15 protein-coding genes and 1 pseudogene are annotated in these 21,909 nt (G+C 53.7%); 10 read left to right on the forward strand and 6 right to left on the reverse strand.

From position 1 onward, the window contains the following. Positions 1-96 precede the first annotated feature (96 nt). From CCASEI_RS04055 to CCASEI_RS04075, 5 genes are all read left to right on the forward strand, one after another. Positions 97-1,287 (forward strand): NAD(P)/FAD-dependent oxidoreductase, encoded by a 1,191-nt coding sequence (locus CCASEI_RS04055; RefSeq protein WP_006821321.1) that lies wholly within the window; start codon positions 97-99, stop codon positions 1,285-1,287. A 25-nt stretch (positions 1,288-1,312) separates the two neighbouring features. Then, positions 1,313-2,713, forward strand: coding sequence for a 2-oxoadipate dioxygenase/decarboxylase (gene hglS / locus CCASEI_RS04060; RefSeq protein ID WP_025387209.1), 1,401 nt, complete (start codon positions 1,313-1,315; stop codon positions 2,711-2,713). A 41-nt stretch (positions 2,714-2,754) separates the two neighbouring features. Further along, positions 2,755-4,278 (forward strand): L-piperidine-6-carboxylate dehydrogenase, encoded by a 1,524-nt coding sequence (gene amaB / locus CCASEI_RS04065; protein WP_006821323.1) that lies wholly within the window; start codon positions 2,755-2,757, stop codon positions 4,276-4,278. A gap of 163 nt (positions 4,279-4,441) precedes the next feature. After that, positions 4,442-5,794, forward strand: a complete 1,353-nt coding sequence (locus CCASEI_RS04070; protein ID WP_006821324.1) for a TRAP transporter large permease subunit — start codon at positions 4,442-4,444, stop codon at positions 5,792-5,794. Between the two features lie 30 nt (positions 5,795-5,824). Further along, positions 5,825-6,067 (forward strand): hypothetical protein, encoded by a 243-nt coding sequence (locus CCASEI_RS04075; RefSeq protein WP_025387210.1) that lies wholly within the window; start codon positions 5,825-5,827, stop codon positions 6,065-6,067. A 9-nt stretch (positions 6,068-6,076) separates the two neighbouring features. Here CCASEI_RS04075 and CCASEI_RS04080 read toward each other — a convergent pair whose 3' ends face one another. Continuing rightward, positions 6,077-6,778, reverse strand: a complete 702-nt coding sequence (locus tag CCASEI_RS04080; protein ID WP_081466590.1) for a GntR family transcriptional regulator — start codon at positions 6,776-6,778, stop codon at positions 6,077-6,079. Positions 6,779-6,946: 168 nt separating this feature from the next. Between CCASEI_RS04080 and CCASEI_RS04085 the strand changes: the two genes are divergently transcribed. Then, positions 6,947-9,835 (forward strand): FAD-binding and (Fe-S)-binding domain-containing protein, encoded by a 2,889-nt coding sequence (locus CCASEI_RS04085; protein WP_025387211.1) that lies wholly within the window; start codon positions 6,947-6,949, stop codon positions 9,833-9,835. Between the two features lie 11 nt (positions 9,836-9,846). Here CCASEI_RS04085 and CCASEI_RS04090 read toward each other — a convergent pair whose 3' ends face one another. Next, on the reverse strand, positions 9,847-11,250 hold the full coding sequence (locus CCASEI_RS04090) for an MFS transporter (RefSeq protein ID WP_006821328.1): 1,404 nt from the start codon (positions 11,248-11,250) through the stop codon (positions 9,847-9,849). Positions 11,251-11,401: 151 nt separating this feature from the next. Between CCASEI_RS04090 and CCASEI_RS04095 the strand changes: the two genes are divergently transcribed. Further along, the gene (locus tag CCASEI_RS04095; RefSeq protein ID WP_006821329.1) at positions 11,402-12,547 is read left to right on the forward strand and encodes a PucR family transcriptional regulator; all 1,146 of its coding nucleotides are present in this window, start codon (positions 11,402-11,404) and stop codon (positions 12,545-12,547) included. Positions 12,548-12,832: 285 nt separating this feature from the next. On the opposite strand, the gene CCASEI_RS04100 is transcribed toward CCASEI_RS04095, so the two are convergent. From CCASEI_RS04100 to CCASEI_RS04110, 3 genes and pseudogenes are all read right to left on the reverse strand, one after another. Next, complete coding sequence (locus CCASEI_RS04100) at positions 12,833-14,890, reverse strand: MMPL family transporter (RefSeq protein ID WP_025387214.1); 2,058 nt, start codon at positions 14,888-14,890, stop codon at positions 12,833-12,835. Between the two features lie 27 nt (positions 14,891-14,917). Further along, positions 14,918-16,794 (reverse strand): annotated as a pseudogene (locus CCASEI_RS04105) (fructose-specific PTS transporter subunit EIIC). Positions 16,795-16,882: 88 nt separating this feature from the next. Beyond that, positions 16,883-18,151 carry an SLC5/6 family protein gene (locus tag CCASEI_RS04110; RefSeq protein WP_025387215.1) on the reverse strand — a complete coding sequence of 423 codons (1,269 nt, stop codon included), beginning with the start codon at positions 18,149-18,151 and terminating at the stop codon, positions 16,883-16,885. A gap of 218 nt (positions 18,152-18,369) precedes the next feature. On the opposite strand from CCASEI_RS04110, the gene CCASEI_RS04115 reads away from it, so the two are divergent. The 3 genes from CCASEI_RS04115 to CCASEI_RS04125 are packed head-to-tail and all read left to right on the forward strand — an operon-like array spanning position 18,370 to position 21,365. Beyond that, complete coding sequence (locus CCASEI_RS04115; RefSeq protein ID WP_225868439.1) at positions 18,370-19,539, forward strand: acetyl-CoA C-acyltransferase; 1,170 nt, start codon at positions 18,370-18,372, stop codon at positions 19,537-19,539. 12 nt (positions 19,540-19,551) lie between these two features. Beyond that, positions 19,552-20,580 (forward strand): enoyl-CoA hydratase/isomerase family protein, encoded by a 1,029-nt coding sequence (locus CCASEI_RS04120; protein WP_006821333.1) that lies wholly within the window; start codon positions 19,552-19,554, stop codon positions 20,578-20,580. Between the two features lie 11 nt (positions 20,581-20,591). After that, the gene (locus CCASEI_RS04125) at positions 20,592-21,365 is read left to right on the forward strand and encodes an enoyl-CoA hydratase (RefSeq protein ID WP_006821334.1); all 774 of its coding nucleotides are present in this window, start codon (positions 20,592-20,594) and stop codon (positions 21,363-21,365) included. On the opposite strand, the gene CCASEI_RS04130 is transcribed toward CCASEI_RS04125, so the two are convergent. Next, the gene (locus tag CCASEI_RS04130; protein ID WP_006821335.1) at positions 21,352-21,885 is read right to left on the reverse strand and encodes a MarR family winged helix-turn-helix transcriptional regulator; all 534 of its coding nucleotides are present in this window, start codon (positions 21,883-21,885) and stop codon (positions 21,352-21,354) included. The two genes, CCASEI_RS04125 and CCASEI_RS04130, sit on opposite strands and share 14 nt — an antisense overlap. Between the last annotated feature and the right edge of the window lie 24 nt (positions 21,886-21,909).

A 21,909-nucleotide genomic window follows, 5' to 3' on the forward strand; every position in this document is an offset into this window, starting at 1 on the left:
ATTCTATTGCGCGATCACAATCCTAGGGTTAGAGTTATCGATAACAGATAACCGGCCATGAGTGGTTTAGACCACTGGGTGTGAAAGGAGGAAGATGTGGTTGACGTTAAAGTTCCACTAGTTCCGAACTATGCGCAGAAGCAACCAGAGATTGCCAGCATTGTCATCATCGGCGGAGGGATCATGGGCATGAGTGCTGCTTGGCACCTAGCGTCCCGTGGTGTCACCGGCATTGTTGTGGTGGAACAACACGAAGTGGGCAGAGGATCCTCTGCTAAGCCAATGGGCGGAGTCCGTGCAAACTTCTCTGACCCCATGAATGTCATCCTAGGCAAGCGTTCCTTGGATTCCTTCCGCACCTGGAAAGAAGACTTTGGTACCAACATTGAATTGGCGAAAGTCGGCTACCTTTTCCTGGCCCGCACCGAAGAAGAAGTGGCAAACCTAGAAGAAGCAACCGCCACCCAGAATGAGTTGGGCGTGAACTCTTCCATGATCACCCCGGAGAAAGTCGCTGAGGTCAATCCCTTCATTGACCCAAAGGCAATTCTTGCTGGTTCACTTTCTCCCGATGATGGCTATGCCTGCCCGGCAGCCGCGGTCGAGGGCTACATGCGCGCGGCAATCTCCCTTGGCGTTACGGTTATGGACCACACCGAAGTCCTGGATATTTCTACCTCCGGCGGGGTGATCGAATCAGTCACTACGCAACGCGGCGCCATCCGCACCGAGCAGGTGCTGTGCGCAGCCGGCGCATGGTCTGCAAAGATTGGTGAGATGGCCGGGCACACCTTGCCTGTTGAACCCGTTCGCCGCATGATCGGGCTGACCACGCAGATGCCACAAGCGCACCCCACGGTGCCGTTTACCTTAGATTTGTCCACCACCATGTACATGCACAACTACTACAACGGCATGCTGCTGGGAATTTCCCACCCACAAGAACCAAGCTTCAACCGCGATTACAGCTTTGAATGGCTCGGCGCATTCAATTCCGCGGCGAAGATATTCGCACCATCACTTCAGAACCCACAGCTGGATTCCGGCTGGGCGGGTTTCTATGAAAACACTCCCGACCGCAACGCGATTATCGGCGCATCTGACCGCGTGACCGGTTTCTACTACTGTACTGGATTTTCCGGGCACGGATTCCTGCAAGGCCCCGCTGCCGGCGAATTTGCCGCCGACATAATTCAGGGCCGGGAATCTTTCCTTCCCCATGACGGCTATTCCACCGCCCGATTTGATCAAGACCTCAAATCAGTCATTGAAAAGAACATCATCTAAATAGTAAAAGGAACAAAGAATTTCAATGGTATTTCAAGAAACATGGGAACTTCGCGCTCGCTTTGCTCGCAGTCTGTCAGATATGTACGGAACCGAAGTCCCTGCCTACACCACTTTGGTGGAGGTATCAGAGGCAGTAAACACGGACTTCATGGACACCATGGGCGCGGAGGCAGAACGCCTGGGCAGCATCGGGCGTGTCACGGCAGAGCGCCACGGCGCCATCCGCGTCGGCTCCCCAGAGGAGATGAGCCAGGTAGCTCAGGTCTTTGCCGGTTTCGGCATGTACCCAGTGGGTTTCTATGACCTGCGTGATGCTTCCAAGTCTTCGGTCCCAGTGGTGTCCACGGCATTCCGCCCAACTGACAAGGATGAGTTGGCCAAGAACCCCTTCCGTGTGTTTACCTCCATGCTGGCGGCAGATGACCCGCGCTTTTTCAGTCCCGAACTGCAAGAGCGTTTGCAAAGTTACATAGCTGAGCGTCACATCTTCTCTGATGAACTGGTGGCAATGGCCGCCAAGGCCGCAGAAGGCAAGGGGCTCGAAGAAGTCGATGCCGATAAGCTCATTGAGCTAGCTACCGCAGCATTTGAGCTCAATGATGAGCCAATTGATGAGCAGTGGTACCGCGAGCTAGAAGCGATCTCCGCGGTTGCTTCTGATATCGGCGGCGTGCGCTACACGCATATCAACCACCTCACCCCGCGTGTGTTGGACATTGATGATTTGTACAACCGCATGGAAGCCCGCGGCATCACCATGATTGATGAAATCCAAGGCCCACCAGACTGGGATGGCCCCGACATCTTGCTACGCCAGACTTCTTTCCGCGCACTCGATGAAGAGCGCATGTTTAAGTTCGCAGACGGCACCGTTGGTCCAGGCGCGCTGCGCGTGCGCTTCGGCGAGGTAGAGCAGCGCGGCATCGCTCTGACCCCGCAGGGTCGCGAACTCTACGACACCATGAACACCCAGGTGGATGAAAAACTTGCTGCAGGCTCTGGTAAGACCCGCGTGGAACTTGCCCGCGAGGTGTGGGCAGAAAACCTTCCCAACACAGAGAAGGGCCTGCGTGAGCAGGGCTTGGGCTACTTCACCTATGAAGTCACAAGTAGCGCTGAGCCAGGGGAGTACGACGCAGAGCAGCTTATCGATTCCGGTGTGCTCACCGCCCAGCCCATCGTCTACGAGGACTTCCTGCCGCGTTCGGCGGCGGGCATCTTCCAGTCGAACCTGAAAGATGAAGGTACTCGTGACAATGAACAGCAAGGAACGGACTATGACCTTGACACGCTTTCAAAGATTGTTGGCCGCGACATCGTCGAACCTTACGAGTTGTACAAAGCCCAGGAAGAGGCCTCCTTGTCAGCCGCAGCGCAGCAACTTGGAGTAACCATCCACCCAACCCCAGCCCTTCAAAGCTAAACCCCCAACATTTCTAAAACCTTCGAAAGGAAATATTTTCCATGGCTACTCAGACTCATGACCAGCTTCTTCAGACCATCCAGAACGCACTTGCGGCGTGCGGCTACACCGGCGAACTCAGCGGCGGTAACCTGCAGACCCGCACGCCACTGACTGGCGAGGACCTCTTCGCCATTCAGGGCACCACGAAAGAGCAGGCCACTGAGATGATCACGGCTGCCGATGAAGCCTACAAGTCCTGGCGCGAAGTCCCAGCGCCACGGCGTGGCAATGTGGTGAAGCGTTGGGGAGAGCTGCTTACAGAGCACAAGCATGACCTGGGCATTCTGGTTCAGGTTGAAGCCGGCAAGTCCATTTCTGAGGCTGAAGGCGAAGTCCAGGAAATGATTGACATTTGCGACTTCGCACTGGGACAATCCCGCATGCTCTACGGCAAGACCATGCCTTCGGAGCGTCCTGGTCACCGTCTCATGGAGACCTGGCACCCAATTGGTGTGGTCGGCGTGATTTCCGCGTTTAACTTCCCAGTCGCGGTCTACTCCTGGAACACCGCGAACGCGCTGGTCTGCGGCGACACCGTGGTGTGGAAGCCATCGGAGATGTGTGCGCTGTCTGCTCTTGGCGCGCATGCACTGCTCGCCCGTGCGATTGAAGAGTGCGGTGAAGACCAGAACATCAGCCACCTCATCCTCGGCGACCGCAACGTCGGTGAAGTTCTGCTGGATGACCCACGCGTTGCACTGGTGTCTGCCACCGGTTCTACCCGCATGGGCCGCGAAGTGGCTCCTCGCGTCGCCTCTCGTTTCGGCCGTTACCTGCTGGAGCTCGGCGGTAACAATGCAGGCATTGTCACCCCATCCGCTGACCTTGACCTGGCTCTGCGCGGTATCGTCTTCGCTGCCGCCGGCACTGCTGGCCAGCGCTGCACCACCATGCGCCGCCTTATCGTGCACGAGTCCATCGCGGATGAACTGGTGGACAATATTGTCGCTGCTTACAAGACTCTAACCATCGGCGACCCACGCGATGAGTCCGTCCTGGTTGGCCCACTCATCAACGAGGGCGCATATGAGGGCATGCAGAAGTCTTTGGAAACCGCGAAGGAACAAGGCGGCGAAGTACTGGTCGGCGGCAACCGCGTTATCGTCGACGATACCGAGAAGTCCTTCTACGTCGAACCAGCCGTGGTGCGCATGCCGGAACAAACCGACATCGTTCACAATGAGACTTTTGCTCCAATCCTCTACGTCATCACCTACTCTGACCTGGATGAAGCAATCGCCCTGCACAACGCCGTTCCACAGGGACTGTCCTCCGCTATCTTTACCCAGGATAGCTCTGAAGCAGAGATTTTCATCTCCGCTTCTGGCTCCGACTGCGGTATCGCCAACGTCAACATTGGTACCTCCGGTGCTGAAATCGGTGGTGCCTTCGGAGGTGAGAAGGAAACCGGCGGCGGCCGCGAATCCGGCTCCGATGCATGGAAGGCCTACATGCGCCGCGCCACCAACACCGTCAACTACTCCGGTGAACTTCCACTCGCGCAGGGTGTTAAGTTCCTCTAACGACTAAAACAACCAATCCAGAAACACTGGCATCTGAAATTATTGCCTAGATGACCAGTGTTTTTGGTGATCTCAAAAACTTTTTGCAAAGTTCCCGCGTGTAGTGACATGTAACATGCTACCGTGATTCCAATCACTGACGGACAAGTTTTTGAGGCAGGTTATGGGTATTGCAGCACTGCTTGTGTTCATCGCGGTAACAGTCGTGATGAACACAGTTATCAAAAGAGATATTTCTGAATCTCTTGTCGTAGCTCTTTTAGCTACGGCACTTCTAGGTGGCGCTGATGCGCCGCAGCTTTTGGGCAACGCATTGGTTACGGCTGCTCAGTCGGAAGTTACCTTTGCGGGCATGGCATTCGTGTTCATGGGAATCGTTGTTCAAGCCACGGGACTTATTGACCGACTAATCGAAATTTTGAATTCCATTTTTGGACGACTTCGCGGTGGAGCAGCTTACGTTTCTACATTGTCCTCCGCGATGATCGGGTTGATCGCTGGTTCGACGGCAGGTAACTCGGCAACCGTTGGATCGGTGACGATTCCATGGATGAAAAAGACTGGTTGGTCATCGGAACGAGCTGCAACCTTGGTTGCGGGCAATTCGGGTCTGGGCGTTGCACTGCCGCCAAACTCAACTATGTTCATTATTTTGGCACTACCAGCTGCATCTGGTGCATCCGCATCGTCGGTGTATGTTGCCTTGGCGTGTGGTGGAGCATACGCGGTGTTGTATCGCATGCTTGTAGTGTTCTACTGGTCTCGAAAGTTCAAGATCGAAGCGACTCCGCACGAGTCTATGAAACCATTCTCGCAAGCATGGAAGGAAGGCTGGCGTTCGCCTTCAATCTTCTTGGGGATCATCATCCCGGTACTTCTGACGATTGGCCCGCTTGCTGGATACCTTGGGAAAGAAGCCATTATCGGGGAAGACGGCGTTGGTGCAATCTCGATTATTGTTTGGGTGCCGATTCTTATTACCGCGATTGCGCTGATTGAAGGTGCGAACCGCATTCGTTTGAACAATATTCAGTTCAAAGCGCAGCTTCGACGTGATTCACACCAGTTTGCGACGGTGGGAATTTCATTGTTCGCAGCCTTGGCTGCTGCGACAATCATGGAAGAGCTTGGAGTCGGCGGCCAGCTCTCCGGTCTTCTCGACTCTATGAATTTGCCTCGCTGGATCATGCTTATTGCGGTTGCGATTTTGGCAGTGCTTGTGGCAACTCCACTGTCGTCGACCGCGACAGCTGCTGCCGTTGGTGCACCGGCAGTTGCTGCTCTTACTGTTGTCGGTTTGGATCCAACTTTGGCAATTGTTGTTGTGCTGCTGTGTACGTCTACGGAAGGAGCATCACCGCCTGTTGGCGCTCCTATCTACTTGTCGGCTGCAATGGCAGATGCAGATCCGCCAAAGATGTTTGTTCCGCTCATCATCTATTTCGTTCTTCCAATGATGGCGTTGGCCTGGGTGGTTGGTATGGAATGGCTACCGATTTACGTACCCGCAAGTTAAGCGAAAATTGTGAGAGATAAGGAATCAGGAATGAAATCAGTCTTTAAATTCTTCCAGGTGCTGTTTTATGTGTTTATGGTGCTTTTCCTAATCGGAGGAGCTGCAATCGTCATTATCCAAACTTTTGGAATCGTGACAGCCTCCGGTGGGACCGTTACGGGTGTAAATGAGTGGTTGAGCCCTTGGGTATTTAGCTGTGCGACGGCTTGTGCGGTATGCGCTTTCGTGTTGAACTACTCAAAAGATATGGTGAAGCCGACAGAAGAGGAATAACGCGAAATACTACGCGAAGAGGTTCCAAATTCGTTCAACTTCTGACTCCAGGCTTGGTAATTCGCTGGAATCATCGGGATGATTCGATTGGCTGCGATTGGCTGCGATAGCTTGGCGCAGAAGTAGCTTCCCGGTTGCCGTAATATGCTCTGACATCGTTGTAAAGGCAAGTTCTGAATCCTGTGATTCGATGGCCTGAATAATGGGGACGTGTTCGGAGTGCACCTGATCCAGCGTTCGATATTGCCGCACGGTGGATGTTGACAGGATCCTGGTGTGAGCGCGAAGCTGCGCCAGGATCTTTGCACCGCGTTTCGATCTTCCTGCTGCTAACACTTGCTCGTGCAATAGTTGATCCCAATGGAAGAAGGCTGCTTCATCAGCTTTCTCAGAAGCCTGCACCATGAGTGATAACAGTTTGTTCATGTCTTCAATTTGCTCGGGGGTCCGCAATTTAGCCGCGCGCGATGTCGCGGCGGGTTCAATTGCTAACCTCAACGCGAAGATTTCAGAAACTTCCTCAGGCTTAGTCTTGATGATTCGGAATCCGCGATTTCGGACAAATTCGATTAGACCAGCCTCTTCAAGTCTTAAAAGCCCCTCGCGTACTGGGGAGCGTGAAATCTTGAGCATTTCAGCAAGTTGATACACGGAATACCAGGATTCGGTGTCCATCTCTCCTGACTGAACTGAATCGCGTACAAAGTCCATGACTTGGGATGACAGAGACTGACTCTGTTCTGGTACGCCCGAAGCGTGAAAGTTTGCTCGAAAATCCAATGCTGATTCCTATTATAATTGTGTCCGTTGTATGTAACATGTTACTCAACGCTGATGTCCAAGAATCAGTCATCTTCGATGAAAGTTGAGATAGCGATAATGGTTAATCTACCTGAGGCTCCCCTTAATACTCTTAAGTTTGATCGGATTGATCCCAGCGTCTTCAAACGGATTGCTCGCACGGGCATGCGCGAGGATATGACCACGCGCGCAGCTTATTCTTCGGACGCGTCGATTTTCCGGCGCATCCCCAAGGCGGTCCTTGAACCAAAGTCGGTTGAGGACATCCGCGATGGCATCGCAGTTGCAAAGGCACGCGGGTGGTCAATCATCTCCCGCGGCGGCGGCACTTCAGTCGCGGGCAATGCCATCGGCACAGGCCTGATTATTGATACCTCGCGCTATTTCAACCGCATTCTTGATATTGACGGGGACAACCGCACGGCCACGGTCGAACCTGGCGTTGTCTGCGACGCGCTGCGCGACGCTGTTGCCGAGCACGGCCTGACTTATGGCCCCGATCCTTCCACGCACTCGCGCTGCACCATCGGCGGCATGGTGGCCAACAATGCCTGCGGTTCGCACTCAGTTGCTTATGGCACTGCGGCCGAAAACCTCGTCTCAGTCACCATCATGTTGGCCAACGGAGAAGAGGTTACCTTCGATTCCCATGGTGTTAGCGACGAGAACATCGATAAGCAATTGCATCAGCTTGTCGATGCCCATGCCAACCTCATCGACACCGAACTCGGCCGCTTCCCGCGGCAAGTCTCTGGCTACGGTCTGCACTATCTGTTGGATAAGCATGGTTTTGATGCCGCCAAAGCCATCGCCGGAACTGAAGGCACCGTTGGTGTCATCACCAAGATGACCGTCAAGCTCGTTGAGGTGCCCAAGGTGAAAGCCCTGGCAGTCCTGGCTTTTGAGACTGTCTACGACGCCGCATCTGCGGCCGCACGTCTGCGTCTTCCTGGCGTTGCCACCATCGAAGGAATGGGCGGTGACCTCCTTGACGCCCTGCGCAGCAAGCGTGGCCAGGAAAAAGCCGGCGGCAATTTGCCTGGCAACCGCAAAGGTATTCCGGCCGGCGGCTGGCTCTACTGCGAGGTCGGCGGCGATAGTCTGGAAGAAGCCGAAGCACTCGCTGAAACCGTCGCCGCGTTCGTGGCCACCGTCGACTCAGTTGTTGTTTCAAATCCCCAAGAAATGCGCGAGCTCTGGCGCATCCGCGAAGCTTCCGCCGGCGTGGTCACACGCCTGCCCGACGGTGGGGAAGCGTGGCCCAACTGGGAAGACTCCGCCGTTCCACCGGAGAACCTTGCCGATTACCTGCGGGATCTCTACGCGCTGATGGACAAGTACTCCCTGCGCGGCATCCCCTTCGGCCACTTTGGCGAAGGCTGCGTGCATGTGCGCATCTCCTTCGACTTCGGCAGCGAAGAGGGAATCGAAATCTTTAACAAGTTTATGAATGAAGCCGCCGAACTGGTCTCTTCCTATGACGGTTCACTGTCCGGTGAACACGGGGATGGTCGCGCCCGCTCCGCACTGTTGGACCGGATGTACTCCGAAGAAATGCGCGCGCTGTTCAAACAGTTCAAAAACATCCTCGATCCGGATGGCCTGTTTAACCCCGGCGTCCTGGTGGACCCGGATGAGGTCACCGAGGGTCTGCGCATGGCGCCTGGTCAGCGCACATTTGAGCTGACTCCCGTGCATAAGTTCAGCCATGACCGCGGCTCAATGGTTAACGCCGTCAACCGCTGCGTGGGCGTGTCCGCGTGCCGTTCGGAAGAAAATTCCATGTGCCCGTCATTCCAGATCACCGGCGATGAGGTGCACTCTACCCGTGGCCGCGCGCGGCTTTTGTCTGAGATGTTCCGCGGTGAATCCGTTGCCGATGGTTACAAGTCCGAGGAGGTCCTCGAGGCTCTTGACCTGTGCCTATCGTGCAAAGCGTGTGCCTCTGAATGTCCCGTCAACGTGGACATGGCCACCTACAAGTCGGAGTTTCTGCACAAGCACTATAAGGGCAAAATACGTCCGATGGCGCATTACATGATGGGCTGGCTGCCGCTGCTGGGCCACATTGCCCACAAGGTTCCGCTGCTCCCGCGCATAATCGATATGTCCATGCGCACGCCGGTTCTCAAGACCATCATCGCGAAAGTCGGCGGCTTGGACACCTCACGCCCGCTTATCCGTTTCGCGCCATCCTCCCTGCGCAAGTGGCATAAGAAGCGTAGCAACAACCAGGCAACCAAAACTGTGGTCCTGTGGCCAGACTCTTTCAACGCCTCACTGGATACTTCACCGGCGACTGCTGCGGTCGAGGTCCTTGAAGCACTCGGCTTCAACGTGGAAATTCCCCAGGAATTTGTCTGCTGCGGGCTGACCTGGCATTCCACCGGTCAGCTGGACATGACTCAGCGTGTGCTCAAGCAGACCGCCAAGGTGATGAAGCCATACACGGATCGTGGCTTGACCGTGATCGGCATTGAGCCTTCCTGCACCGTCATGTTGAAAGGCGAGGCAACAGAGCTTTCCGATGACCCCGCCATCCACCAACTAGCCAAATCCACTGTCTCGTTTGCGGAATTCGTCGCGCCGCTCATCAAAGAAAAGGTCGATTCCGGTGAGATTCAGCCCGCGAATATCAGCGCGCTAACCCAGGTACATTGCCACGAGAAGTCACTCGGCGACCCGCAACATTCCGCCAAGCTTCTCGATGCCCTCGGCGTCTCCCAATCCGACATCGAAACCGGCTGCTGCGGTCTTGCCGGTAACTGGGGCTTTGAGAAGGGCCACGCTGAGATGTCCATGGCTCTTGGCGAGCGCGAGCTTTTCCCCAAAGTCCGCGATGCCGGCGCCCAAGGCAACGCCGTCATCGCCGACGGCTTTTCCTGCCGCACCCACATCGACCAGGGCACGGGAGTCGCCCCTCAACACGTTGCAGAAATTGTGCGCAATGTGTTGAAGGGCGACTGAGTGAGTTTCGACTATTTCACTGGAGGAGTAACTTCAGGGGAAACTTCGTCTTCGCGGTCACCTGCCTTATGTGCCGCGATGCGGTCGAGCAGATTTTTCTCTGCAACCTTGACCTCTTGGTAGTGGCGAGGAGAGATGACGATGGAAGAAATGAGTGACAGTACCGCTGTACCAATGAAGAAGTACATTGGAGTACGAATATCGTCGGTTAGATTGACCAGGTAGGTTGCGATGAACGGTGCAGAGCCACCGAATACTGCTACTGGAATGTTGTAGGCCATGGAGATGCCAGTTGCGCGAATCTGAGTAGGAATCAGATCGGTCATGATTGCGTATGGCATTGAAGAATAGAGTCCGAACAGCACTGCGCAGCACATGAACGGTAGGAAAATTGAGCCTGGGGTTGCACCAGGCGCTGACGTGAAGAACCACCATAATGCTGGGATGGTCAGGGCCGACGTGGAGATGAGCAGTGGACGTCGACCGTAGAGATCCGAGAGCAACCCGCCGAGCGGCATGAGACACGCAGCGGTGAAACCAGCAGCGGTGATGAACCAGAATCGGGTCGAAGTGCTGAATCCCAACGTGTTCACAAAGTAAGTGGATGCGTAGGTGAGGATCATGTAGAACATGGATGCCAAGAGCGCAATCGAGCATGCGACCAGAAGCAAGTTACGGCTCCATGCGAAACAAGCTCGAATAGGAGACTTTTCCTGGAATCCAGACTTAGAGATGACTTCAAACTGTGCTGAATCCTCGAGTCGTGAACGAATGTACGCAGCCATTAGACCCAGCGGTCCAGCCACGAGGAATGGAATACGCCAGCCGTACTCCTGCATCGCTGTCTCACCTAGGATCGCTGCGAGACCATTCGCGACAATTGAGCCAAGGAGAAGACCGGAGACCGCAATCGTCATCAGCAGGGAAGTCGCAAGGCCGCGACGCTTTTCGCCGCCGAATTCAGCGACGTATGAAGTAACCGTACCGATCTCACCGCCAGCGGAGAGTCCCTGGAGACAGCGGGCGAGAATCAACAGTGCGGGAGCAAAGATTCCGACGGATGCATAGGTCGGCATGAGACCAATGGCGAAGGTGGATCCTGACATCAAGAACATGACGAGAGCCATCGTGTTCTTTCGGCCAATGCGGTCACCAAGTGGACCGAATACAAGTCCACCGAGTGGACGCATAAAGAAGGAGAGCGCGAAAGTTGCAAATGATGACAACAGTGCGATCGCTGGTGTGGATGCTGCGAAGAATGCGGTACCGACATAGACGGCCACGAAGCCATAAACACCGTAGTCGTACCATTCAATTAGGTGCCCAGCGATAGCGCCGATGAATGCTTTGCGCTTCTGCTTCTTCGTCCTTTCGGGCTGGATTGCTTCCTGAGCCGGTCGAATCGTTTGAGTCATGTTGGACAACCTTTGCGTATCGGGGTGTGGGGGAAGGGAGATTCGGCTCGCATTTGCCGATGTGACAACTATGACGTGAGACACAAATGTCTTCAATGGATAAAGTTCTAATCTCTGACAAAACGATTTGTAATTTTCTACAATTAGCTCCATGAATGATATTCATTACTCCACTATTAGTTCGGTCTTGTCGCGACTAAAGCTCGAGCATGAAGAATTAGTAGTTTCTGCGGTTAATCGCATCTACAAAGAAATGCCTGAATATGCTCATGTTGAGCGGTCGGATTTGGTCAATACTGTTGGCGAGATTATCGATCTTGTGTTGGACCAGATCGGGCTAGGGACCGTACCGGACTGGACTTCTAGCCTGCCATTGGAATCGGTGGTCACACGCAGGATTGGGCAGAATATCGGTGTTGACTCGGTAATGCGTGGGCACCGGTTGACGCTTGCCTCAGCGCAGGACAGATTCAAGCAATACTCAGGCGAAATGGGTCTTCCATTTGATGACCGTTTAGAGGTCTTGGAAGTGTTTTGGGCTATGAGCGAGAAGCTGATGACAGCTGTCGCACGTGATTATCGCCAGTACTCTGCGGGGGAGATTATGCACCGTAGGTCGGAGAAGAATGAACTAATCATGCTGTTGCTTTCTTCTGAGCCAGACACAATTGCGATTGTAAATCGTGCCCGCAATCTTTCACTTGACTCAACATCTCAATACCGGGTTATCGTCGGATTTGATGGCGGAATGGAATGGATGGACCTGGTGGAAAGGGCCTGTTCAACGGGAGATTCTCCCGCTGTTGCCGGTGAGTTTGATGGGCTTCTTGCTGCGATTGTTCCCGCAAGTCCAGTACGTCCGAGCCATCCCAATCTGCTATTCGCCGTAGGTGATCCGCGTACTCTGAGTGGGCTACCGGAATCAATGACAGAGGCAATTCAGGTCAGAGACTCGCTGCCAAAGGGATCCTTCGGGTGGCATGATGTGCGCTCTCAGTCCTGGCGTCTCGCCGTTCCAGGCATGCCGTCGATTGAGCGATTGGTTCAAACAAATTTCTTGCAGCCTCTGGCAGACGAACCCGATGGGGGAGCGATGCTTCTCGACTCAGTTTGGTCATTCATTGAAGCAGGATTTAGCTATCGCAAAGCAAGTGAGGCGCTCTTTGTGCACGAAAACACGTTGCGTTATCGCATTTCCAAGTTTGAGGAACTAACGAGTCGTTCCTTAATTGAAGTGGATACCCGTATGGAATTGGCTTGGCTTAACCACCTAGAGCTTTTAGGGAAAGACCACTAGTCCAACCCTACTTTTGGAAATATTCCCGTCGTAGAGTACGAAATGTTCAATTCTCGTACTCTTGTCGAATTTTCCAGTTAAGGACTAGATTCTAGAAAGAAGCGACTTTGAGTTGGCGCAGAGGCGACTGAACGAAGAGATTCCGATTGGCGGAACTCTGAAATGCTACTCGGTTATACCCAAACCGATATTGTTTGTGGAAGCACTGAACTTGGTAGGCGACATAGCCAAAGCGGGAGAGCGACCTCAACCAGTCGCCCTCCCGCTTTTCTGCTAGCCAGAGTTTTAGTCGGTTCTTTCCTCGTGACGCTGCTTGGACGGCCACCACACCTTTGGGCCGATTTCGAGTACGAGGCCAGGAATCAGCAGGGTACGCACGATGAAGGTGTCTACCAAGACGCCGAAGGCCACGATGAACGCGAGCTGCACCATAAACATCAATGGGATAACCGCCAGGGCCGCGAAGGTCGCCGCGAGGACAACACCCGCGGAAGTAATCACACCACCAGTCACAGCTAGCGAGTGCAGAACGGCTCTGCGTGTGCCCATCTTGGGTGTATCTTCCTTCGCACGGGTCATAAGGAAGATGGTGTAGTCAACACCCAGCGCTACCAGGAAGATAAAGCCATAGAGCGGCACGGTTGGGTCTGCGCCCGGGAAGTTGAAAAGTCCGTTAAAGACCAGTGCGGAGACACCCATGGCCGCGCCGAAGCTTACGACAGTGGCACCCAAAAGCAGCAACGGCAGCAACACGGCGCGTAACAGAACAATCAGAACAAGTAGCACGACGGCGAGAACCAGCGGCACAATTACTCGAAGGTCACGCTCCGCGGTGCGATTCGAGTCCAGTGCGGTAGCGGATTCGCCACCGACAAGAACGTCACCGTCGAGTGCATCGAATTCCTCGCGCAGCTGCGCGATGGTGTCTTGTGCTTCAAGGGAATCAGCCTCCTGGTTGAGCGTAGCTTGCACATAAACATTGCCATCAACCACGTTTGGTTCTAGGTTCATTGGCGGAGTATTTGCCGGTGCGCCTGACTCAGACGTCAGGGTTACGGTGGAAATTTCAGAGTGGTTTTCTAAAATGCCAGTGACTTCATCGACAAGTTCTTCCGGCGCAATAATCTGGGCTGGGGAACCAGAGCCGGCATCGAAGTGCTCATTGAGTACTTCCTGGCCTTGTTTTGCCTCCGTATCGGATAACAAGATATCCGAGTTGGACACGCCATTGGCATTGAGAAGCGGTACCCATGCGGCACCCAAGAACAACAAAACTAGAGTGCCAGCCCAGACCTTACGCGGGGAGCCCTGTACAAAGTTAGCGACTTTGTACCAGAACTTGTGAGCGTTTTGCTCTGAAGTTAGCTCCCCGGTGAACTTCGGCTTGGCCGGCCAGAAAGATGCGCGACCGAACAAATAAAGCAGCGCCGGAAGCAGGGTGAGTGCGGCAACCCAGGCAAAGAAAATGCCGGTTGCAGCAATAGGGCCAAGTGAACGGTTGGAATTTAGATCAGAGACCAACAGGCACAGTAGGGCAATAGCCACGGTGGCAGCCGACGCGGTAATTGCGCCGAACGATGCCTTCCATGATGACTTCAGCGCATCTGCAACAGATTCCTGTTTTTGAAGCTCTTCTCTTTGACGCGCCACCATGAGCAGGGAATAGTCCGTCGCTGCGCCGATTACTAGAATAGACAAAATGCCCTGGGACTGGCCATTTAGAACGATGATGTCCGCCTTAGCCATGTAATAAATCACCACAATCGCGGCACAGAGGGCGCCAACGGCAGTCAAAATGACAATGAACGGCAGCAGCACTGCGCGGTACACAGCAATCAAAATAACCAGAACGGCCGCTAGCGCAACGAGCAACAATATGCCATCAATACCAGCAAAAGCATTGGCTAAGTCCGCGCTGAAACCGGCAGGACCCGTGACGTAGAAGCCGTCATCCGTGACTTCATCACTCAGCAGTTGCACGACCTCCGTGGCATCGGCTGATTCTGTATCAATCAGCGCGATGTACTGGACCGCTTGACTGTCCTCTGAAGGGGTGGGGCCAATTACCTGTATGACCCCTTCAGTGGATTCAAGTCTTTCGGTGAGATCAACCTCTCCAACGTCGCTGGTTTCGCCCGCAATAATCGCCGGGATCCCTTGGCTATCAGAAAACTCTGGGGTTAGCTCACTAACCTGGGTGGATTCAGAGCTAGCCGGGAGGAACGTGGTTCTATCATTCGTGCTGACATCGGAGATTTTCCCGAAGGTGGGTCCACCTAATCCAGCGATGATAAACCAAATAATAACGAGGGCTAGGGCACTGGCAATGCGGGCGGCTTTCATTCATCCGACAGTACAAGGAGATCAGCTCTAGACCACCACAGAATTAATCTTGTTAACTGCATCTGCTGGTGTTGCTGCTGCATATAGCTCTTCGCGGAACTCTTGATTCATCACGTGCCGAGCCAGTTTGGACAACAACTTGAGGTGTGCCTTGCCGGCGTCTTCCGGCATTGCGATGAGGGAGATCAACCGGGATGGTTTTTCACCTTCAGCCCACACCACGCCTGGTTCGCTCAACCGGGCAAATGCGAGCGTCGGCTTAGAAACAGCAGCACTGCGAGCGTGCGGGATAGCCACGTGATGGTCAACGCCGGTGGAGTGTTGTTTCTCTCTGGCAAGTGCTGCGGCAACGACATCATCGGCATTGGTGATTCGTCCTGCCTCGGCAGCGGCGCCTACTAACGCTGCAATTGCATCATCGCGAGATGAAAACTCTGCATCCAAGAACACAATGTCATCAGCAATCAGGGCAGTTTCAGTGCGAGTCTTCGTTGCTACAGGAGAACCAGAGACATCATGGTCAGATTCAGTTTTTGCTGTATTACCCTCGGGTTTGTCCTTCTTCTTGGAAAGACCCACCAGCACTATGATCAGCAGGGCGTTGACCGCAATGCCTGCGATCATGGCGATGAAGAATCCGAAGACATTGTCCACCGCGCCGAGGACGGCGACGATGGGGCCGCCGTGCATGACGTTATCGGCAACGCTGAACAAGCCGGCCAGTGCACCGGCGACGCCCCGCCGACCACGTTGGCGGGGATAACCTGCAGCGGACGCGCAGCGGCAAGTGGAATAGCACCTTCTGTAATGCCGAAGAAGCCCATGAAAAGGGCAGCGATGCCCGGGTCATTTTCAGCCTTGTTGAACCAGGCGCGACGCAGGAGCGTTGCCACACCAACCGCGATTGGTGGAACCGCGATGGCTGTTGCGACCATACCCATTGGAAGTGGGTTACCAGCAGCGATGAGCCCACCGCCGAAGAGGAACGCTGTCTTGTTGAAGGGCCCGCCCATGTCGAAAGCGACCATCGCGCCAAGCAGTGCGCCCAAAAATAGGGTGGAGGTGCCTTGCATTCCGGAGAGTGCGACCGTCAGGGCATCGAAAAGCGATGCAATCGGTGCACCAATGAGATAGACAAACAGCAGGCCAACCACCAACGTGGTGATGATTGGAATGATGATAATCGGCCAGATTGGTGCCACGAACTTGTGCACCGGAACCTTCTTAATGGCCAGAGCGATGTAGCCGGACAAAATACCGGTGACAATACCGCCAATGAAGCCGGCGTTGGCTTCCGAGCCATAGAGATCGCCATTGACCGCGATAAGGCCTGTGATTAGGCCGGGCGCGAGGCCTGGCCGATCCGCTATGCCGACGGCAATATAGCCAGAAAGCACCGGAACCATCAGAGAAAAGGCCAGCTCACCAATCTGAGAGATGATCATCCATGGAGAATCTTCCGGGATGACCAGGCCTTCGGCAGAGGCGGTGCCGCCAATAGAGAGCGACAGTGCGAGGAGAAGACCACCGGTGACCACGAAGGGGATCATGTGGGAGACACCGTTCATCAGTGCCTTGTACAGCGTGGTTCCGAAGCCTGGATTGGAGGATTCTTCCTCATCACTGGCTTCGGCATTGGCTTCTTGGGTGAACGTGGATGCGTTCAGCGCCTTGTTGATGAGCTCTTTTGGAGACTTGATGGCTTCATCAACGCCGGTGGCAACCAGCCGCTTGCCGATGAACCTCTCCTTATTAATGACGGTATCAGCACCGATGACAATTGTGTCGGCCTTCTTGATGTCCTCGGGCGTGAAGTGACCTTCGACGCCGATGGAGCCGTGGGTTTCAATCTTGATGTCATAGCCCAGCTTCGCGGCGGCAGCTTCGAGGTTTTCTGCCGCCATATAGGTGTGGGCGATACCGGTCGGGCAGGCCGTTATCGCAAGGATGAGAGGGTCTTGCTCTTGTCAGTCATACCCCCTATTTAAGCACTTAAGAAACCATGTCCCAGATAGTTGCGAAAAGAACCAGTACACCCATCACCATGACGAAGTAGTTGGTCTTGCGGGAGCGGAACTTCTTCAGCGCATCCACCTTGTAAATCGCGAACATTGGCAGCAGGTACGTCATCAGTGCAAAGAAGATACCGCCGACCACGGAAATCATGTCCAGAATCGAAGGGTTGATCACCGCGACGATGGAAGTGGCAATGAAGATGAACAGGTAAACCCACAGGTCCATCTTGCGGGTTGAGATCTTCTTAGCCGATGGGAAAACCAGTCTCACCAAGTATCGAGTGCCTTCAACAGTGCCCAATGAGTGGCCAAAGTAGGAAGAAGCAATCGCACAGATAACCACAACTGGTGCCATGTACGCCATGAATGGAGTACCGGTGACATTGGCGAAGTAGGACAGGACTGGCAGGTTCTGCTCATTAGCAGTGTCCATGCCATCTGCGCCCATGGCCAGTGCACTGGACCAAACGAAGAACATGGTGAAGACAGTCAGCAAGACAGCAGCATTGCGGATGACCTTGGTGGTCTGCTTGCCGTGGTTCTCGCCGTACTCATTTTCCATGTCGAGCACGAACTGGGAAATAGCAGCAACAAAGGAGAACGCAAAGACCAGCACCGGCAAGATCAGAATCATCGCGCTGACCATGCCGCCGGCGTCCTTTGGTCCGGCTTCCATAAATGATGCGAAGTCCCACTGCGGAATCAGATACAAAGACACCACTGCCAGAGCAATAATCAGTGGGTAGACCACGAACTGCGCGACAATCAGCATGATCTTGTCACCGAAAGCCAGCGCCAGAGTCATCAAACCAACAAGTACCGGAGCCAAAACCCAACGGGAGATGGACGGGCCATCGAGCTGGTTAACCACAAAACTGTCAACGGTGTTGACGATACTGACACCGTAAATCAGCACCACGGGGAAGAACGTGAACCAGTAAATAATCGCAATGACAATGCCGGCGTTCTTACCGAAGTAGTCCGTCAGAATTACCAGAACATCCTCGCCTTGCAGACGAGAAGAGCTCATCATCCACGAGAACGCGAGGTGCGCAAAGTAGGTCATTGGGCCAATGAGTACCGTGGCGATGAGCAAAGGCCAGAAGCCGAAACTACCGGCAGAAATAGGCAAAAACAAAATGCCGGCACCGACTGCGGTGCCGAAAAGTGTGATGGTCCAAGACCTATTCACTGAGCCTTTGGTGCCTTTTGTCTCAGGTGCTTCAGAGACCTGCGTTTCAGACATTGAATGAATGCTCCTTGCTGTTGTGCAATTAAGCCAAAGTTATTTCAGTGATGATATGTTTTACCCCACCAACGGATCCACTATATGGCAGCAGTCACGCTATTTAAACTCAAGAACTCTAAACGCTAAATCGATGACGCAGTTCACTTCTTCGGTGTACGATTGCCACTTGTAACGTACTGTTCGTGAATGTCCTTCCGACTGTCAAAGGGATACCGGTGAAACAAACAGACATAGTCATCGTTGGTGCAGCAAGAACGCCATTTGGAAAGCTCTTGGGTGGGCTCTCCTCCTTGGCGGCAACAAGGTTAGGCTCCTATGCAATACGTGGAGCTTTAGACAAAAGCGGTGTTGATGCGTCACTAATTGACGCCGTTATTATGGGGCAGGTGCTGCAGGCAGGGGTTGGCCAGAATCCTGCAAAGCAAGCAGCCCTCGGAGCAGGCATACCAGCCAGCGCACACACCACGACCGTAAATAAGGTGTGCCTCTCTGGGCTTAGCGCAATCATTGACGCTGCGCGACTACTTCGATCAGGCGAAGCTGAAGTTGTCGTTGCTGGTGGCATGGAGTCGATGTCGCAGTCTCCGCATTTGTTGCCAGGTGTACGAGGTGGTCACAAATACGGACCAACCACCATGCTGGATCATATGGATCATGATGGATTGCGGGCTGCCGACTTGGAAATTTCCATGGGAAGCCTGTCTGAGAAGTATGCGGACCGGTACCCCGTGACTAGGGAAGAACAAGACCATTGCTCGGCACTGTCACATCAGCGGGCCTTGGCCGCAGACTTTTCGGAGGAAATAGTAAAAGTCGAGGTAGAGCATCGAAAAGGCAAAGATGTTGTCGGAGCAGACGAAGGTATTCGAGACCAAGTCACAGCGAAGTCATTAGGAGAATTGCGGCCTGCATTTGAGAAAAATGGGTCGATTACTGCTGGAAATGCTTCACCAATTTCTGATGGAGCAGCGGCAGTCGTATTGACCACACGTGGTAAAGCACAAGAAAAAGGCTGGGTGCCTTTAGCGACATTGCGCGCTGTCGGACAGGTCGCGGGACCAGATAGTTCATTGCAGGCGCAACCAGCGAATGCTCTCAAAGCAGCTTTGAGGCGCCAGAAATGGGAGGTTGAAGAACTAGACATTATTGAAATCAATGAAGCTTTTGCTGCGGTCGTGGTTCACTCCGCCAAAGAACTAGAGATCGATCCTGACTCAGTGAACTTGCAAGGCGGAGCGATCGCAATGGGGCACCCCATTGGAGCTTCTGGTGCTCGCCTTGTCGTCCATGCCGCACATGCCTTGGCTAATGGAGCAGAGAAGGCTGGCGTTGCTTTATGCGGTGGCGGCGGGCAGGGCGAAGCCCTACTTATGGAACGGAATTAAAGGAGAATTGCAATGACAGAATCTGTGCAAACTGCCAAAGAAGGTAACGCTGGCATTATTACATTGAATCGCCCGAAGGCACTTAACGCGTTGGACTTGGATATGATTCGGGCGATGACTAAGACTCTCAAAGCGTGGGAGAGTGATGACAGCGTTGCTCTGGTCATAGTCCGAGGCGCTGGAGACCGTGCTTTTTGTGCTGGTGGTGATATTGCTGCGCTATATGCAGATGCGGAAGTTGGGCCAGTTTTCTTTAGAGAGGAATACGAGCTAAATCACCTGATTGCTACGTATTCGAAACCCTATGTCCCGCTCATGAAGGGCATTGTGCTGGGTGGGGGAGTGGGCGTATCCTCCCACGGTTCACACCGAATCGCGACGGATACAACTCGTCTGGGAATGCCTGAAGTAGGAATCGGATTTGCTCCCGATGCCGGAGGCTCCTATGTTTTGGCGAAATCGCGTGACCGACTTGGTCGTCATTTGGCCTACACATCGGTGCATGTGGGGGCAGCAGAAGCGATTGACTTGGGTTTTGCGGACTTCTACGTCACCGACGACAAGCTGGATGCACTGACTGAAGCACTTTCATCTTCAGGTGATGTGACAGAGATTGAGAAGTTCACTTCTGAGCCCGGAGAGAGTTTTCCCGGGGACCGTGCTGAAATGGTTGATGTTTACTCAGCTGACAGTGTGGAAGATACGCTCGAGCGATTAAGAATTCTGGCACGTAATAATCCAGAGGAGCACTGGGCAGTTAAGGCTGAACAGAAGATCAGCAATCATCCGCCACTGTCCCTGAAAGTAACTGAACTCCTTCTTGATCGAGCATCCGTCAGTACTCTGCCGGACGCCTTAACAACGGAGTACTGGATGTCACTGAACATGCGTACTGACGGTGACTTCTTAGAAGGCGTGAGAGCGCAAATTATTGAAAAAGATAGAAATCCGAAATGGAGCCATACTAGCCTTGAAGAGGTAGACACAAGCGCCGTCGTGGCAATACTAGACCGTCGTGGAAACATCGGACCGAATTTTTAAGGAGCAGAACCATGGAATACAACAACATTATCGTTGAAACTCGTGAGCATGTAGGGCTCATTACCCTCAACCGCCCGAAGGCGCTGAACGCCTTGAACATGGACACACAGGATGAGATCATCGCAGCAGCCCGAGCATTTGATGCAGATGAAACCATCGGTGCGATTGTTCTGACTGGTTCAGAGAAAGCTTTCGCTGCTGGAGCTGACATTAAAGAAATGTCGTCTAAGACTGGTGTTGAGATGTACAAGGCGGACTGGTTCGCAAACTGGGATCAGTTTGTAGCTTTGCGCACGCCGATCATCGCTGCCGTCAACGGATATGCGTTGGGTGGCGGTTGCGAGCTGGCTATGATGTGTGACTTTATTATTGCTGGTGAGAAAGCAAAGTTTGGCCAGCCAGAGGTAAACCTCGGAGTCACACCTGGCATGGGAGGTTCCCAGCGCCTTACTCGTGCAGTAGGCAAAGCCAAGGCTATGGAAATGTGCCTGACTGGCCGCATGATGGATGCTGCAGAAGCAGAGCGCAGCGGATTAGTGGCGCAGGTCGTCGCTCCAGATGAGCTTTTAGACAAGGTTCTCGAGACAGCAAGCTTAATCGCGTCAAAGTCACAAATCACCACATCGATGATCAAAGAACAGGTCAATGCAGTTTATGAAACGTCCCTTTCTCAGGGACTACTGTTCGAACGACGTACTTTCCATGCACTGTTTTCATCGCAAGACCAAAAAGAAGGTATGGAAGCTTTCTCAGAAAAGCGGGAAGCGAACTTTAAGAATTCCTAAAGTTATTTAGTACTTCATCGCCGGCCTGGATTCTGAGGTCCGCAGCAATGCGGCGCACAGAAGCTTGGTCGGCTTCGTGCATTGGCAAATTAGTAAAATACTCATTCAGCGCTGGGGTGGCAGTGCTTGAAAGCGCAATGCCCTGATCCGTGATGCTGACGAGTGTTGAACGCTTATCCTTCGGATCACGGCTGCGCTCAACAAGACCCGCAGACTCCAATTTCGATACCGTGTGTGTCAATGACGCCGGCGGCAGCTGAAGTCTTGCGCCAATCTTAGACATGGGTAACCCGCCGCGGCGGGAGTAGACCAACATGGTGAGAAGCTCGAAGTGTGCGAAGGTGATTCCGTACGGCTTTAAAACACTCTCTGCACCCTGGAAGAGAATTTCGGTCATACGTGCCGCGGAAGATAAAACAGCAATTCCATCCGCACTTTCAATGGAATGATGCTTCTCCCATTGACGGTGGCCCTCGGCGATGGAATCGAAAGAAGCAGCAGCCGCGGAACGTGGTGACATAGTCTCCTCCTTGGCTGCTGCTTT

Origin of the sequence: Corynebacterium casei LMG S-19264 (assembly GCF_000550785.1) — a bacterium.
Lineage (GTDB): Bacteria > Actinomycetota > Actinomycetes > Mycobacteriales > Mycobacteriaceae > Corynebacterium > Corynebacterium casei.